Here is a 15,184-nt window from a genome sequence, read left to right as displayed (position 1 = left end):
ACCGTGCTCGTGAGCGTAGATGCGGTTTGGAGCAAGGCGCAAACGATTTATTGCATGGCCCTCATCACTCGAGGGAAACCCCTCGCATCTCACCCCCCGTCGGGGGCATCCTCGATGGCCGACTCGAGGTCCTGTTCGACCTCCGGAATGTGCCCGTAGTCGTCCGGATCGGGCTCGATCGCCAGGTCGTGGCCGGCACACAGCGCGAGCACGTCGTCACCGAATCGCTCCAGCTTGGTCCGGCTCACCCCCGGAATCGCGGCGAGTTGGCGCTCGTTGAGCGGACGGGTCTCGGCGATCGCGGTGAGCGTCGCGTCGGTGAAGACCACGAAGGCGGGCTGGCTGTGCTCGTCGGCCCGGCGCAGTCGCCACTCGCGCAGTTGCCCAAGGAGGAACTCGTCCACGTCCGACGGGCAGTCCAGGCAGCGCCCGATCTTGCGCTCGGCGGCGTCCTGGAGTGCCCGCGCGCACACCCGGCAGCGCACCGGGCCGACCTTGCGCCGGGGCCGGACCACACCGCCCGGGCTCGCTCCGGTGCCGGGCGAGCGGTACGCGTCGGGCCGCGCCGAGCCGACGCCGCGCCCGCCGTCGGGGCCGCGCAGCCCGTCCAGGAACCGCGAGGCCGTACGCCCGCGCCCACCCGGGGTGCGGGCCAGCGACCAGGACAGGGTCAACCGCTCACGCGCCCGGGTCACCCCGACGTAGAGCAGTCGGCGCTCCTCCTCGATCTTGTCCGGGGTGTCGGCGTAGGAGATCGGCATCATGCCCTCGTTGAGGCCGACCAGGAACACCGCGTCCCACTCCAGCCCCTTGGCCGCGTGCAACGACGCGAGCGTCACGCCCTCCACCGTGGGCGCGTGCTGGGCGCTCGCCCGCTCGGCCAGCTCGACGGTGAAGTCGCGCAGCGACGCCTGCGGCCGCTTGACCGCGAACTCCTCGGCCAGCCGGACCAGCGCGGCCACCGACTCCCACGTCTCCCGGGCCTGGCCGGATCCCGCGGGCGGCTCCGCGCTCCAGCCGGTGCCGCCGAGCACCGCGCGCACCTCGGCGGCCAACGGCCCGGCCTCCGCGTCGGTGCCGCCGGAGATCGCGTGCGCGCGCAGGAAACCCATCGCCTGCCGGATCTCGGGCCGCTCGAAGAACCGCTCGGCGCCCTTGAGCAGGTAGGCCACCGACTGGTCGGCGAGCGCCTGCTCGTAGGACTCGGACTGCGCGTTGGTGCGGAACAACACGGCGATCTCGGCGGGCCGCACCCCGTCGTCGATCAGCGCGCGAATGCGCTTCGCGGTGCTCTCCGCCTCGGCCTGCTCGTCGGCGTGCTCGACGAAGTCGGGCTCCGGGCCGGTGCCGCGCTGCGAGATCAGCTGGAGCCGGTGCTTGGCCGCCTCGCCGCCGGCGCGCGCGAGCAGCCGGTTGGCCAGGCCCACCACCTGCGGGGTCGAACGGTAGTCGCGGACCAGCTCGACCAGCTTCGCGTCGGGATGGCGGCGGCGGAATCCGAGCAGGTAGGCGGGTGTGGCGCCGGTGAACGAGTAGATGGTCTGGCTCGCGTCGCCGACCACGCACAGGCTGCGGGCCCCGGTCGACCACAGGTCGAGCAGGCGCTGTTGGAGCGGGTTGACGTCCTGGTACTCGTCCACGGTGAAGTGCCGGTATTGCGCCTGCACCGCCTCGCGCACCTCGGGCCGCTCGTCGAGCAGTCCGATGGTGAGCAACAGCACGTCCTCGAAGTCCATCCGACCCTTGCCGGACTTGATCTTCTCGTAGGCCGCGTAGACGTGCGCGATCTCGGCGGCGGCGCGCGGCGGCTTGCGGCCCGCCGCGAGCACCGCGCCCGGGTAGTCGTCGGGCGCGGTCTGGGTGGCCTTGGCCCACTCGATCTCGCCGGTGATGTCGCGCAGCTCGGCCCGATCGGCGCGCAGACGGCAGTGCGCCACCGCGTCGCGGACAAGCATGATCTTGGTCTCGACCAGCTGCGGCGGCGGCCCGCCGAACACTTTCGGCCAGAAGTAGGACAGCTGGCGCAGCGCCGCCGAGTGGAACGTACGCGCCTGTACGCCCGGGACGCCCAGGTCGCGCAGCCGGCCGCGCAGCTCCCCCGCGGCCCGCGCGGTGAAGGTGACCGCCAGGGTCTGTCCGGGCTGCATCGCGCCGGAGAGCACGCCGTAGGCGATCCGGTGGGTGATCGCCCGCGTCTTGCCGGTGCCCGCGCCCGCGAGCACGCACACCGCGCCGTCGACGGCCTCGGCCACCCGCCGCTGCTCGGGATCGAGCGCGTCGAGGACGTCGTCGGGGGAAGCGATCATCGGCACATCCTCTCAGGCATCGCGCCGCACCGAGGCCGGTTGTGCACAGCGGCCCCGATGTGCACAGGCCCGGGAACCCGGTGGAATCAAACCGAGGGGGCGCACGTTTGGCTTGGGGACAGCCGTTCCCGGACCGGGCGAACACAAAGGAGCGCATGACGATGTCGGCCCCCGTGACGATGTACAGCACGACCTGGTGTGGCTACTGCCGCCGGCTGAAGAGCCAGATGGAGCGCGAGGGCATCGCCTACACCGAGGTGAACATCGAGCAGGACCCCGCGGCCGCCGACTTCGTGATGAGCGTCAACGGCGGCAACCAGACCGTGCCGACGCTGGTCATCCTGCCCGCCGACGGCGGCGCGCCGCTGTGGACCGCGACCAACCCGAGCCTGGCCCAGGTCAAGGCCGCCGTGTCGGAACTGGCCGCCTGAGCGCACCCACGTGCTAGCACGGTCTCCCCGGCCGGGTCCGCGACGAAGACTCGTCGCCGACCCGGCCGGAGCGTGTTCACCCCGCGCTCACCAGTGGTTGCCCTCGTCCAGCGGGCCGCCGTACCACTTCTCGATCAGGTACCGGGCGATGGACAACGACCCGGGCATCAGCACCTCGCCCGTGTCGATCGCCTCCTTGAACTCGGCGCGGTCGAACCAGCGGGCCTCGGAAATCTCCTCGCCGTCCACGTGCACCCTGTCGTCCACCGCGTAGGCCATGAAGCCCAGCATCAGGCTGGAGGGGAACGGCCACGGCTGGCTCGCCACGTAGGTGGTGGCCGACGTCACCACGCCGACCTCCTCGTGCAGTTCGCGCGCCACCGCCTGCTCCAGCGACTCGCCGGGCTCGACGAAGCCCGCGAAGGTGGACCAGCGCCGCTCGGGCCACTGCGGTTGGCGGCCGAGCAGGCAGCGGTCGTCCCGGTCGAGCACGAGCATGATCACCGCCGGGTCGGTGCGCGGATAGTGCTCGGTGCCGCAGGCCGGGCAGCGCCGCACGTGCCCGGCCGCGGCCGACTCCGTCGGCTGCCCGCAGCGGGCACAGAACCGGTGCGTGCGATGCCAGTGGTGCAGTCCGGTGGCGTGCACGAGCAGCCCCGCGTCCCGGTCGTCGAGCAGCGTGCCCAACTCGCGCAGGCCGCCCTCGTGTCCGTCCTCGGCGGGCTCCGGCAACTTCTCGACGTCCACCGCGAAGTACGCCACGCCGGCCGCGTCGAGGCCGAGCAACCGGCGCTCGCCCACCGGCGCGCTCGCCGAGTCGACCAGGAGCAGGCGGGGTTCGCCCGCCTCGCCCGACCAGCGGGCCCGGCCCTGCGCCAGGACCAGTACGCGCGTGTCGGGCCGCGCCCACGCCGCGTCCAGCCACGCCTGGTCCAAGCGGTGTTCGGAGGCCCGGTCGAGCGCGGATCGGGCCAGTGCCTGCCCGGCGACGGGCTTGGGGCGGATCAACGCTCGTCCCTCCCCGCCGCGGCGTCGAGTCGGCTCGCGGCCAGCTCTTCCCAGAGGTACGCGGCGGCCTCCGCGCCCTTGAGCAGCAGCGGCTTCTCCACCTTCTCGTCGATCGAGTGCCAGCCGTCGTCGGGCAGCGAGACGCCCAGGAAGACCACCGGCGCGCGCAGCACGTCCTGAAGGTCCGCCTCCGGCCCGGAGCCGCCCTCGCGGGTGTACAGGATCTCGGTGTCGAACGCGCGGCCCATCGCCCGCACCACCGCCCGCAGCGCGGGGTGGTTGAGCGGGGTCAGGCAGGGCCGGACGCCGGTGCCGAAGTCCAGCTCGCAGCGGATCCCGGCGGGCACCCGCTCGCTCACCCACGCGCGCACGACCCGCTCGATCTCGTCCGGGTCCTGCCGGTCCACCAGCCGGAAGGACACCTTCGCGTGCGCCGAGGTGGGCACGATGGTCTTGCGACCGGGGCCGATGTAGCCGCCCCAGATGCCGTTGACCTCGGCCGTCGGGCGCGCCCAGACCCGCTCCAGGGTGCTGTATCCGGCCTCGCCGGCCGCCGCGCCGGACTTGGCGTTGCCCAGCCACACGCTCTCGTCGAACGGCAGCTTGGCGAACGACTCCCGCTCGTACTCGGTGAGTTCGCCGACCCCGGAGTAGAAGCCGGGGATGGTGACGTGCCCGTCCTCGTCGTGCAGCGCGGCGATCAGCCGGGCCAGCGCGGTCGCCGGGTTGGGCACGGCGCCGCCGAAGGAGCCGGAGTGGATGTCCGCGCTCGGGCCGTGGAAGTCGATCTGCACCTCGGCGAGGCCGCGCATCCCGGTGCAGGTGCTGGGGGTGTCCGCGCCCCACATCCCGGTGTCGGAGACCACCACGACGTCGCAGGCGAGCCGGTCGCGACGCTCGCGCAGCAGCGCCGCCAGGTGCGGCGAACCGGACTCCTCCTCGCCCTCCACGATCAGCTTGAGGTTCACCGCGGGGGTGGTACGTCCGGTCGCCGCCAGGTGCGCCCGCACCCCGAGCAGGTGGAACAGGACCTGCCCCTTGTCGTCCGCGGCGCCGCGCGCGTACAGCCGGTCGCCGACGTCGGTCGGCTCGAACGGCGGCGTGCTCCATCCGTCGGCGAGCGCCGCGGGCTGCACGTCGTGGTGTCCGTACACGAGCACCGTCGGCGCGTCCGGGTCGGCCGAGGGCCACTCGGCGAAAACGGCCGGCAGCCCGGGCGTCTCCCACACCTCGACGGTGGGGAAGCCGGTGTCGCGCAGCGCGCCGCCCAGCCACCACGCGCTGCGCTCGACGTCGGCCGCGGCCGCGGGGTCGCCGGAGATCGAGGGGATGGCCAGCCAGGTGCGCAGATCGGCGAGGAAGTCGTCGGCGTGGGCGCCTATGTATTCGACGACGCCGCGGTCGGTGATGCTCATGGATTCGACCATATGCCCGACCCCCGCGCAGGCGGCACGCGGCCGTCGCCGGGTGGAAAGCGCACGGCAGGGCGGCGGGCGGGTTACCGTCGGCCGATGACCACGTTGCGTGTCGCGACCTTCAATCTCCTGCACGGCATGGACCTCGCCGACGGCGCGTCGCACCCGGATCGGCTGCGCGCCGCGCTGGCCGATCTGGACGCCGACATCGTGGCCCTGCAGGAGGTGGACCGGCACCAGGAGCGCTCCGGCGGCGCCGATCAGGCGGCGATCGCGGCCGAGGCGCTCGGCATGTCCCAGTGGCGTTTCCTGGCCTCGGTGCACGGCGTCCCGGCGCCGGTGTCGGGGTGGACGGAGGAGCCGCCGGTGCCGGACGAGCGCCGGGTCTACGCGGCGGACGAGCGGGGCGAGGGCGGGCCCGGATACGGCATCGCGCTGCTGTCCCGGCTGCCGGTCTCGCGCTGGCGGGTCCGGCGCTTCCCGGCCGCGCCGCTGAGCCTGCCGCTGCGGGTGCAGGGCCGGCCCGGCCTGACCCGGGTGCCGGACGAGCCCCGGGGCGTACTCGCGGCGGTGGTCGAGGGCCCGCACGGGCCGTTCACGGTGCTCGCGGCGCATCTGTCCTTCGTACCCGGCTGGAACATCTCCCAACTCGCCCGGATCCGCCGCTCCACCGCCGACCTGCCCGGTCCGCAACTGTTGCTCGGCGACTTCAACCTGCCCGGCCGGATCCCGCAGGCGGTGGTCGGCCGGCGCGGACGCGGCGCGGGCGCGGTGCGCTGGCGCTCGCTGGCCCGCGTGCCCACCTACCCCTCGTACCACCCGAGGGTCCAGTTCGACCACGTGCTCGGATACGGCATCGGCCCCGAGGCGGTGCGCCGCACCGAGGCGGTCCGCCTCGGCGTCTCCGACCACTGCGCCCTGGTGGTCGAGGTGAAGGTCGGCTGAGCCCGGGCGTCAGGCGCTCAGCCGGGCCCCGCGCAGCTCCTCGGGGCGGGCCACCACCGGGGTGTACTCCAGGAGCACCATCGCCGCGTCGTCCTGGAGCGGTCGGCCCACGTGTCGCCGCACGTCGGCCTCCAGCCGGTCGAGGGTTTCCTCCACTCCGGGCAACGAGTCCGGCGCCCGATCGGGCAGCGGATAGAACTCGCCGGCCGGGTTGCGCGCCTCGATGATGCCGTCGGTGTACAGCAGCAGCCGGTCCCGCGGCAACAGCGGCACCCGCAACACCGGCAGGTCGAGCCGGCGCAGGTCCATGATGCCCAGCGGCGGGGTCGGGGTCGGCGGATCCAGCGCCTGCGCGCGAGCCGCGCGCAGCAGCAGCGGCGCGGGGTGACCGCAGTTGAGGATGTCCACGCACGCCGGCTCCGGCGGGAAGCCGAGCAGGATCAGCGTGACGAACTCCTCGTCGTTCTCGCCGAGTCGCCGCTCCAGGCTGGCCGAGAGCCGGCGGGCCACGCCGGGCAGGTCCGGCTCCTCGTAGGCCGCCTCGCGGAACGCGCTGAGCACGGCGGCGGCGGTGCGCACCGCGCCGAGGCCCTTGCCCCGCACGTCGCCGATCGCCACACGGATGCCGAACGGCGTGGGCACCACCTCGTACAGGTCGCCGCCGATCCGCGCCTCCGCCGCCGCCGCGCGGTAGCGCACGCCGACGGTGAGCGGGCCCACCGTGCCGGGCACCTGGGGCAGCAGCACCTCCTGGGCCGCCTCGGCCACGCTGCGCACCTCCTCGATGGTGCGCTCCTGGCGCATGCGCACGTGTACGCCCAGCCACGCGGTGGTGGTCACCAGCGCGACCGAGACCAGCGTGACGTACGGTTCGCCGCCGCCCCGGCCCTGGCCGAGCGCGGCCAGCGCCACCGAGACCACGGCCGCGACACCGCCGGTGATCAGCGGGCCGCGCGGCGCCGTCTGGGTGAGGCCGGACAACGCCGGCGCCACCGCGAGCAGCGGACCCACGTGCACGTTCTCCGGGGTCGCTGCGGCCAGCACGACGACCGCGAGGATCACCAGGAAGGGCAGCAGGCGCAGGATCAGGTCGATCACCGGCAGCAGCGGGCGATCACCCGCAACGCCGACGAGCCGCAGTGCCCGTCTCGTCTGTGCTGTTCCGCGCACCGGTGCCGTTTCCCGTCCCGTTCGAAGTTCGCCGTCGTGTCGATCCTCATAAACCATACGAGTGTCGGAATCCGGCCGCATCGGCCCATCCTCACCGTTGCCGGGTTTCCTCCGGATCAACGCGCCGGATCGTCGCCCGGTTCATCGGCTTCCAGGAACAACTGTTCCAATTCGTCCCGGCCGGGCAGCCCCCTGGGCCGGACGAGTTCCCCGGAGCGCACGTAGAGGAAGGCCGCCGATACCTTCTCCAGCGGCATGTCGGCATATTCGGCCCAGGCCAGCCGGTAGACGGCGAGCTGGAGCGGGTCCGCGTCGTGGACCCGGTTGGTCTTCCAGTCGACCACCTCGAACCCGTCCCCCTCGCGGTAGACCGCGTCGATCCGGCCGCGCACGATCCGGCCGCCGAGGAACAGCTGGAAGGGCGCCTCGACCCGGTGCGGGGCGCGCCGACCGTAGGGCGTGCGCAGGAATGCCTCCTGAAGCGCGAGCAGGTCGGCCTCGTCGGTGATCTCCTCGTCGGCCGCGCCCGGCAGGTCGTCGGGTTCGAGCAGCGGACGCTCGCCGAACAGCGACTCGACCCAGGCGTGGAAGCGGGTGCCGCGCCGGGCCGCCGGGGCGGGCGGGCGCGGCATCGGCCGGGCCAGCTCGCGCGCGAGCCCGTCGGGGTCGTTGGACAGGCGCAACATCTGGGACGCGGTCAACGTCGCGGGCAGCGGCACCTCGCGCACCCCGGACCGGCCGCGGCGCAGTTCCTCGGCCAGCCGGATCAGGTCCCGGTCCCACGACTCGATCAGGGCCAGCTCGTCCGGGGTCGGCCCCGGGTGGAACCCCGGCGCCGGGCCCTCCACCACGGGGTGCCCGGCACGCACCTCGTCCATGTGCTCGGCGGCGTCGTCGTGATCGGGCGAGGGCAGCGAGGGCCCGGGGCCGGGCTCGGGTTCGGGTTCCGGCCCGGGGCCCGGGTCGGTCGGCGGCCTGGGCTCCTCCTCCGGCGGCGGCGCGTCCTGCTCCGGGTCGTCCGGGACATACGCCTCGTAGGCCTCGACGGGCACCTGCTCGTCGTACCCCCGGACCGGCCCGAATTCCGGCTCCACCGACGGATGCTCGGCCGCGTGGTCGACCCGGCGCGACGCCTCGCGCCGGGCCAGTTCCGCGAGCACGGCGTCGGCCGCCCGGCGGCGCTCGATCAGCGCGGTCGCATCCAGCGGCAGCGGCCAGGCGTGCTCGACGACGTCGGCCAGGTGCGGGTTGGCCGACTCGGCGGGCTCGGGCGTCCACACCTCGACCGTGCCGTTGCCCGCCAGGCAGTGGTCACGCAGTCGGGTGAGGAAGTCGGACGGGCCGCGCGGCTTCTTCTGGGTGGGGCCCCACCAGTGTCCGGACCCGATCAGGAGTTGTTTGGGCCGGGTGAAGGTGACATAGCCCAGGCGCAGTTCCTCGGTCTCCTGGTGTTCGCGCATGGCCGCGTCGAACGCCTTGAAGCCCTTGGGGGTCAGGTCGGGCAGCACCGCCAGCGCGGCGGCGTCGCCGCGCAGCGGGTGCGGCAGGGCCCGGCCGTTGGTGATCCACTTGGTTTGCGTGCGCACGCTCGGGAAGACGCCGTCGATCAGTCCGGGAACGGCGACCACCTCCCACTCCAGGCCCTTGGACTTGTGCGCGGTGAGCACCTTCACCGAGTCGCCGGCCGTGGGCAGGCTGCCGTCCAGGCCCTTGTCGTGCTCGGCGGCGGTGCGCAGGAAGGCCAGGAACGCGGTCAGCGAGGGGTCGCCGTCCAGGTCGGCGAAGCCCGCCGCGACGTCCAGGAACGTGTGCAGCGTCTCCCGGCGGCGTGCGGCCAGCGCGCCCGGCGAGGCGGACAGCTCGACCTCCAGGCCGGTGCCCGCGAGCACCCGGTGCAGCAGGTCCATCAGCGGCTCGCCCAGGTGCCGGCGCAGATCGCGGATCTCGGTGGCCACCCGGGCGAACCGGCGGCGGGCCTCGGCGGAGAACGGGTACTGCTCGCCGGGGTCGGCGAGCGCGTCGGAGAGCGAGACCACCTCGGTCGGGTCGATCCCGGCCACCGCCTCCTCCAGACGGGCGTCGGCGTCGTCGGCGCCCGCCCGCTCGACCCGGACCAGTTCGGCGGCCCGGCGCCCGAGCAGGGCCAGGTCGCGCGGCCCGATCCGCCAGCGCGGCCCGGCCAGCAGTCGCACCAGCGCGGAGTTGGCCGTCGGGTCGTCCAGCACCTCGCAGGTCGCCACCAGGTCGGCCACCTCGGGCAGGTGCAGCAGCCCGGACAGCCCGACCACCTCGACCGGGATGTCGCGCCGCACCAGGGCGGCGTGGATGTCCGCGAAGTCGGCGGCGGTGCGGGCGAGCACCGCGACGTCCCCGGCGGTGATCGGGGCGCCGTTCTTGTCCAGGACGGTGCCGATCGCGGTGCCGATCCGGTCCGCGAGCCAGTCGATCTCCTCGGCGTGGGTGGGTAGCAGCGCGGCGACCGTCCAGCCCTCGTGCTCGGCCCCGGGCCCCGCGCGCAGCGCCTCCACCCCGCTCTCGGGGGTGCGCAGCGGCGCCGACAGGTCGTTGGCGAAGCTCAGGATCCGGCCGCCGCTGCGCCGGTTCTCGGAGAGCGAGTAGCGGGCGGCGGGGCTGCCGTCGCGGTGCGGGAAGTGCACCGGGAACTCGTGGATGTTGGCCACCGACGCGCCGCGCCAGCCATAGATGGCCTGGCACGGGTCGCCGACCGCGGTGACCGGGTGGCCGAGCCCGAACAGGCCTTGGAGCAGCACGCGTTGGGCCACCGAGGTGTCCTGGTACTCGTCCAGGAGCACCACCCGGTAGGTGTCGCGCAGGATCTCGCCGACCTCGGGCCGCTCGCCGGCGATCCGGGCGGCGTAGGCGATCTGGTCGCCGAAGTCGAGCAGGTCCCGCCCGCTCTTGGCGCGCGCGTACGCCTCGACCAGTCGGGCCAGGTCGAGCCGGTTGCGGGCCGCGTCGGCGGCCTTGCGGGCGGCGGCGGAGGGTTTGGCGGCGGCCTCCACCTCGGCCACGAAGGCCCGGTCCCATTCCCGCAGCTCCTCGACCGACACCAGGTGCTCGGCCAGCTCGCCGCCCAGGTGCAGCACGGCGGCGACCACGTCGGGCAGTCGGCCGGTGAGCGTGGGGAAGGGGCCGCGGGCGGTGCGCGCGGCCCGGGCGGCGAGCTGGAAGCGGGTCGCGTCGGCGAGCAGCCGGGCCGAGGGTTCCAGGCCGATCCGCAGGCCGTGCTCCTGGAGGAGGCGGCCGGCGAACGCGTGATACGTGGACACGGTCGGCTCACCGGCGTCCTCGTCGGCCGGGATCTCGCCGCCGCGCAGTTGCCCGATCGCCTTGCGCACCCGCTGGGCCAGCTCGCCGGCGGCCTTGTTGGTGAAGGTGAGGCCGAGCACCTGGTCGGGCCGGACCTGTCCGGTGCCCACCAGCCACACCACGCGGGCGGTCATCACCGTGGTCTTGCCCGACCCGGCCCCGGCCACGATCACGCCCGGCGCGAGCGGCGCGAGCACCGCGTCCAGCTGCTCCGGGGTGAAGGGGATCCCGAGCAGCCGACACAGGTCGTCCGGGTCGGTCAGTACGGCGTGCACCGAGGAAGACTAGCCCCGCACGGCGACAGGAACGGTCGCGGTGCGGGGCCGATGCCTGGCGCCGGTCAGGCGTCCTTGAACTGCCCCTTCAGGTCTTCCTTGGTGAACGACTCGGCGGGAGCGGTGGGCTCGCACTTCTGCTTGCCCTTGGTGAACTTCGCCGTGGCGTTGTTCTTGCCCTCCGACTTGACCATGAACGGGTAGGGCTTGCCCTTCTCCTGGACGTAGAGGGTGGTGGTCTCGCCCTCGTCGTCCTTCTTGCTGAGCGGGATCACCTTCACGCCGTCGATCTTGACCGGCTCACCCTTGGTCACCCCGTCGGTGGAGCCGTCGAAGAAGTCGGTCATGGACGAGACGCCGTCGTCCTCCTCGTCGACCGGGGACTTCAGGTACTTGCCGGCCATCTTCGACACGACCTCGTCGAGCATGCCCGTCGGCACGAACTCGCCCATCATCATCTTCCAGAAGGGCGCCTCGGCCTTCATGTACTGGTCCTTGCCGATGAAGATCACCTCGACACGGTTGCCGTCGATCGTCATCGTGCCCTGCATGTCCGCACCGCTGCGGATACACAGGTCCATCTCCATCTTCGTTTCCTCGTCCTGCCCGCTGCCGACCATCTTGAAGTCGGGGACCGACTTCAGCAGTCGCTGCGCCTCGTCGGCCAACGCCTTGGCGTCGGTGCCCGCGTTCGACTTCTGCTCCGAGCCGCCGCAGGCGGTCAGGCCGACGAGGGCGAGGGCGACGACGGGGACGATCACGGCCATGCGTGAAGTGCGCACGAAACTCCTTGATGCGGGACCGAAACCCGGGAGCGGGGTTCCTGCGCACGAGTATGGCGATGGCAAAATCCGCACGTCCCACCACCCCCGCCCGGTATCGCCGGGCACCGGCGATCCGGCTACTCGACCGTCATCCGACCTTCCGGACGGGCACTGCAACAGCGGCGGAAATCGCACCGGTCGCAGTGCGATCCCGCGGTCGGGGTGAACCGTTCGCCGATGATGCGACCGGCCACGTCGGCGAGCAGGCCACCCACCCACGTACCCCCGTCCGGGTCGGGCAGCGGCGGGTCCTGGGCGAGCACCACCGGCTGCCCGGTCTCACCCTTGTCCGCCGAACGCAACTGGATCAGCTCGGCGCCGCCGGAGCCGGGCCGGCCGTCCGCGAAGCCGGGCAGGTCGTCGAGCGCCCCGTTGGCGACCGCCACCTGGTACACCGCGAGCTGTGGATGCCCCTCGACCTCGGTCCGGGTCGGCGGCCTGCGGCCGGTCTTGAAGTCCACCACGTACGCGAGCCCGTCCTCGCCGCGCTCGACCCGGTCCATCGAGCCCCGGACCACCACCCGGTACTCCCCCGCGGTCAGCTCGACCTCGAAGCCGTGCTCGGTGGCCGCGACGGTGCGGTGTCGCTCGTTGGTGTGCCAGGACAGGAACCGCTCCAGGGCGGTGCGGGCCTCGTCCTTCTGCTGCTCGGACTGCCACGGCGCGTCGAACGCCAACGCGTCCCACACCCGGTCGAGGCGGTCCATCAACACCGGCAGCTCCGCCGCGGTGGCCCCCGTGCCGACCTCGTCGGCGAGCGCGTGCACCACGTTGCCGAACCCGAGCGCCGCCGAGCGTGGCGACTCGGCGTGCACCTCGCTGCCCAGGAACCAGCTCAGCGCGCAGTCGCGCACCTTGGCCACCGAACTGCCGGACAGCCGCACCGCGTCCGCCGGGTCCCGGATCGGCACTCCCGGGTCGGTCGGCGCCACCAGGCCCCACCACCGGTCCGGGTGCGCGGCCGGCACCAGCGCGTGCCCCTCGTCGTCACGCAGATCCGCGAGCGCGGCCAACCGGCGCGCGGCGGCCCGGCGCAGCACGGCCGGCGCCAGCGGATCCACCGCCGCCGAGCGCAACTCGGCCACCAGCGCGGAGGTGGACAGCGGGCGCCGGGGCCGCTCCTTGACCTCCACCGGCGGCACACCCAGCTCCTCCAGGAACCGCGAGGGCTGATCGCCGTCGTCGTAGCTGGAGTCGACCGCGGTCACCACCAGCCGCTCCTGCGCCCGGGTGACCGCGACGTAGAACAACCGCCGCTCCTCGGCGAGCAGCGCGCCGGGCGAGAGCGGCTCGGCCAGCCCGTCCGAGCCGATCCGGTCGGCTTCGAGCAGCGAACCCCGTCGGCGCAGGTCCGGCCACAGGCCCTCCTGCACCCCGTGCACCACCACCAGGCGCCACTGCAGGCCCTTGGCCCGGTGCGCGGTCAGCAGCCGCACCGCCTCGCCGCGCAGCGCGCTGTCGTCGAGCCGGTCGCCCGCGATCTCCTGGGCCTTCAACTCGGCCAGGAAGTTCAGCGCCCCCCGGTGGCCGGCCCGCTCCTCGGCCTTGGCCGCCACCTCGAACAGGGCCACCACCGCGTCCAGATCGCGGTCCGCGTTGCGCCCGGCGGTACCGCCCCGCAACACCGCGCGCTCCAGCCGGCCCGGCCACGGGGTGCCCTGCCACAACTCCCACAGCGCGTCCTCGGTGGTGCCGCCGCCCGCCAGCACCTCGCGCGCCTTGCGGATCAGCAGACCGAGCCGCAGCGCGCCGCCGCCGACCCGCTGCTCTATCCCGACCAGTTGCTCGGGCGCGGCCAGCGCGTCCCGGATCAACTCGGCCGACGGCCGGGTGCCGGTCACCGTCGCGGCCGACGCCGCCCGCTCCTCGGCCCGCAACGCCCGCCCGAGCAGGCGCAGATCACCCGCGTCGAGCCCGCCCAGCGGCGACTGCAACAACCCACGCGCGGTCTCCGCGTCCAGCACGGTCGGGTCCGCCGCCACGTGCAGCGCGGTCAGCAGCGGCGCCACCGCCTGCTCGGCCGCGATCGGCAACTCGTCGCCGGCGATCTCGAGCGGCACCCCGGCGGCCGACAACGCCCGGCGCAGGCCCGGGATCGAGCGGGCGCCGGAGCGCACGAGCACGGCCATCCGCCCCCACGGCACGCCGTCCTCCAGGTGCGCGCGGCGCAGGATGTCGGCGGTGTTGTCCAACTCGGCGCCGGGCGTGGGATACGTGTACACCTCGACCCGGCTCGGATCCTCGGCTCCCGACACCGACGGGATCAACTCGCGGTGCGCGCGTACCCGGTCGGCCGGCAGCCGGCTCAGCGCCATGCGCTGGGTGACCACGCGCGAGGCGGCGAGCAGGCCGGCCGGTGCCCGGCGCGAGGTGCGCAGCACCACGATGTCGGCGGGCTCGCCGTCGGCGCGCGGGAAACGGTGCGGGAAGTCGAGGATGCCGTTCACGTCGGCGCCGCGGAACGCGTAGATGGACTGGTCCGGATCGCCCACCGCGATCAGGTCCCGCCCGTCCCCGGCGAGCGCGGCCAACAGGCGCACCTGTGCCGGGTCGGTGTCCTGGTACTCGTCGACGAACACCGCCTTGTAGCGCCCGCGCAGGATCGCGGCGGTCTCCGGCTGCTCGGCCAGCAGCACCGCGCGGTGCACGAGTTCGGCGTAGTCCACCACGCCCTGCGCGTCGATCACGTCCAGGTATTCGGCCAGGAAGTCGGCCGCGGCCCGCCAGTCCCGGCGCCCGGTGTCCTCGGCGAACCGGGCCAGCGCGTCCGGGTCGAGCCCGATCTCGCGGCTGCGCGCGATCACCGCGCGCACCTCGTCGGCGAAGCCGCGGGTGCCCACCGCCGCGCGCAGTTCGGTGGGCCAGGTCAGGCTGCCCTCCTCGACCCCGCCCGCGAGCAGTTCACGCACGAACACGTCCTGCTCGGGGCCGGTGAGCAGGCGCAGCGGATAGCTGAACAACTCGGCCGGCTGGTGCTCGCGCACCAGGGCGTAGCAGAACGAGTGGAACGTGGTCGCGGTCGGCACCGTCGCGGTGCGCGCGCCGGCCGCGCGCAGCCGGGCGGTCAACCGGTCGCGCAACTCCCCCGCCGCCTTGCGGCCGAAGGTCAGGACCAGGATCTCCTCGGGCCGGATCCCGCGCGCGACCCGCTCGGCGACCGCCTCCACGAGCACGGTGGTCTTGCCCGTGCCGGGACCGGCGAGCACGAGCAGCGGGCCGCCCCGGTGCTCGATCACCGCCCGCTGGTAGGCGTCGGGGATCACGGGCGCGGGCGGGGCCACGGGAGTACGTCGCAGCCGGTACGCCGGGGTCGGGGTGGTCATCTGGCCGGGGGTGCCTTCGGGTCGCCGTCGAATCCTGCTGCTGCTCGGGCCGGGCCGGCCGCGTCACACGGGCCGTGCCGGGCGGACGTCGCCGGGCGCGGCACCGGGTCGCGACCTCGGAGAGGGTGGCCGCGCCCCGGTCGGCAGGGCGCGGCCG

At 73.8% G+C, this 15,184-nt stretch carries 9 protein-coding genes; 2 read left to right on the top strand and 7 right to left on the bottom strand.

Going from position 1 to position 15,184, the window contains the following annotated elements:
- Nucleotides 1-89: 89 nt before the first annotated feature.
- On the bottom strand, nucleotides 90-2,306 hold the full coding sequence (locus tag ACFXKZ_RS00115; protein WP_379994719.1) for an ATP-dependent DNA helicase UvrD2: 2,217 nt from the start codon (nucleotides 2,304-2,306) through the stop codon (nucleotides 90-92).
- 161 nt (nucleotides 2,307-2,467) lie between these two features.
- On the opposite strand from ACFXKZ_RS00115, the gene ACFXKZ_RS00110 reads away from it, so the two are divergent.
- Nucleotides 2,468-2,737 (top strand): mycoredoxin, encoded by a 270-nt coding sequence (locus ACFXKZ_RS00110; RefSeq protein WP_078979247.1) that lies wholly within the window; start codon nucleotides 2,468-2,470, stop codon nucleotides 2,735-2,737.
- Between the two features lie 87 nt (nucleotides 2,738-2,824).
- On the opposite strand, the gene nudC is transcribed toward ACFXKZ_RS00110, so the two are convergent.
- Together nudC and ACFXKZ_RS00100 are read right to left on the bottom strand one after the other, a co-directional pair.
- Nucleotides 2,825-3,745: an NAD(+) diphosphatase gene (nudC, locus tag ACFXKZ_RS00105; protein WP_379994716.1), complete on the bottom strand. Its 921-nt coding sequence runs from the start codon at nucleotides 3,743-3,745 to the stop codon at nucleotides 2,825-2,827.
- Nucleotides 3,742-5,160: a dipeptidase gene (locus ACFXKZ_RS00100; RefSeq protein ID WP_379994714.1), complete on the bottom strand. Its 1,419-nt coding sequence runs from the start codon at nucleotides 5,158-5,160 to the stop codon at nucleotides 3,742-3,744. Before ACFXKZ_RS00100 ends, nudC begins: the two co-directional genes overlap by 4 nt.
- 96 nt (nucleotides 5,161-5,256) lie before the next feature.
- On the opposite strand from ACFXKZ_RS00100, the gene ACFXKZ_RS00095 reads away from it, so the two are divergent.
- Nucleotides 5,257-6,105, top strand: coding sequence for an endonuclease/exonuclease/phosphatase family protein (locus ACFXKZ_RS00095; protein WP_379994712.1), 849 nt, complete (start codon nucleotides 5,257-5,259; stop codon nucleotides 6,103-6,105).
- 9 nt (nucleotides 6,106-6,114) lie between these two features.
- On the opposite strand, the gene ACFXKZ_RS00090 is transcribed toward ACFXKZ_RS00095, so the two are convergent.
- From ACFXKZ_RS00090 to ACFXKZ_RS00075, 4 genes are all read right to left on the bottom strand, one after another.
- Complete coding sequence (locus ACFXKZ_RS00090; protein WP_379994709.1) at nucleotides 6,115-7,275, bottom strand: PP2C family protein-serine/threonine phosphatase; 1,161 nt, start codon at nucleotides 7,273-7,275, stop codon at nucleotides 6,115-6,117.
- 116 nt (nucleotides 7,276-7,391) lie between these two features.
- Entirely contained in the window at nucleotides 7,392-10,880 is a 3,489-nt protein-coding gene (locus ACFXKZ_RS00085; RefSeq protein ID WP_379994706.1) for a UvrD-helicase domain-containing protein, read from the bottom strand.
- 65 nt (nucleotides 10,881-10,945) lie between these two features.
- On the bottom strand, nucleotides 10,946-11,662 hold the full coding sequence (locus tag ACFXKZ_RS00080) for a hypothetical protein (protein WP_379994704.1): 717 nt from the start codon (nucleotides 11,660-11,662) through the stop codon (nucleotides 10,946-10,948).
- Between the two features lie 119 nt (nucleotides 11,663-11,781).
- A complete protein-coding gene (locus ACFXKZ_RS00075) occupies nucleotides 11,782-15,027 on the bottom strand; it encodes an ATP-dependent helicase (RefSeq protein WP_379994702.1) in 3,246 nt (1,081 codons plus the stop codon).
- Nucleotides 15,028-15,184: the final 157 nt, after the last annotated feature.

Source organism: Embleya sp. NPDC059237 (assembly GCF_042754105.1).
Lineage (GTDB): Bacteria > Actinomycetota > Actinomycetes > Streptomycetales > Streptomycetaceae > Embleya.
The sequence above is the reverse complement of the archived record's forward strand: the minus strand, read 5'-3'. Positions and strand labels throughout refer to the sequence as shown.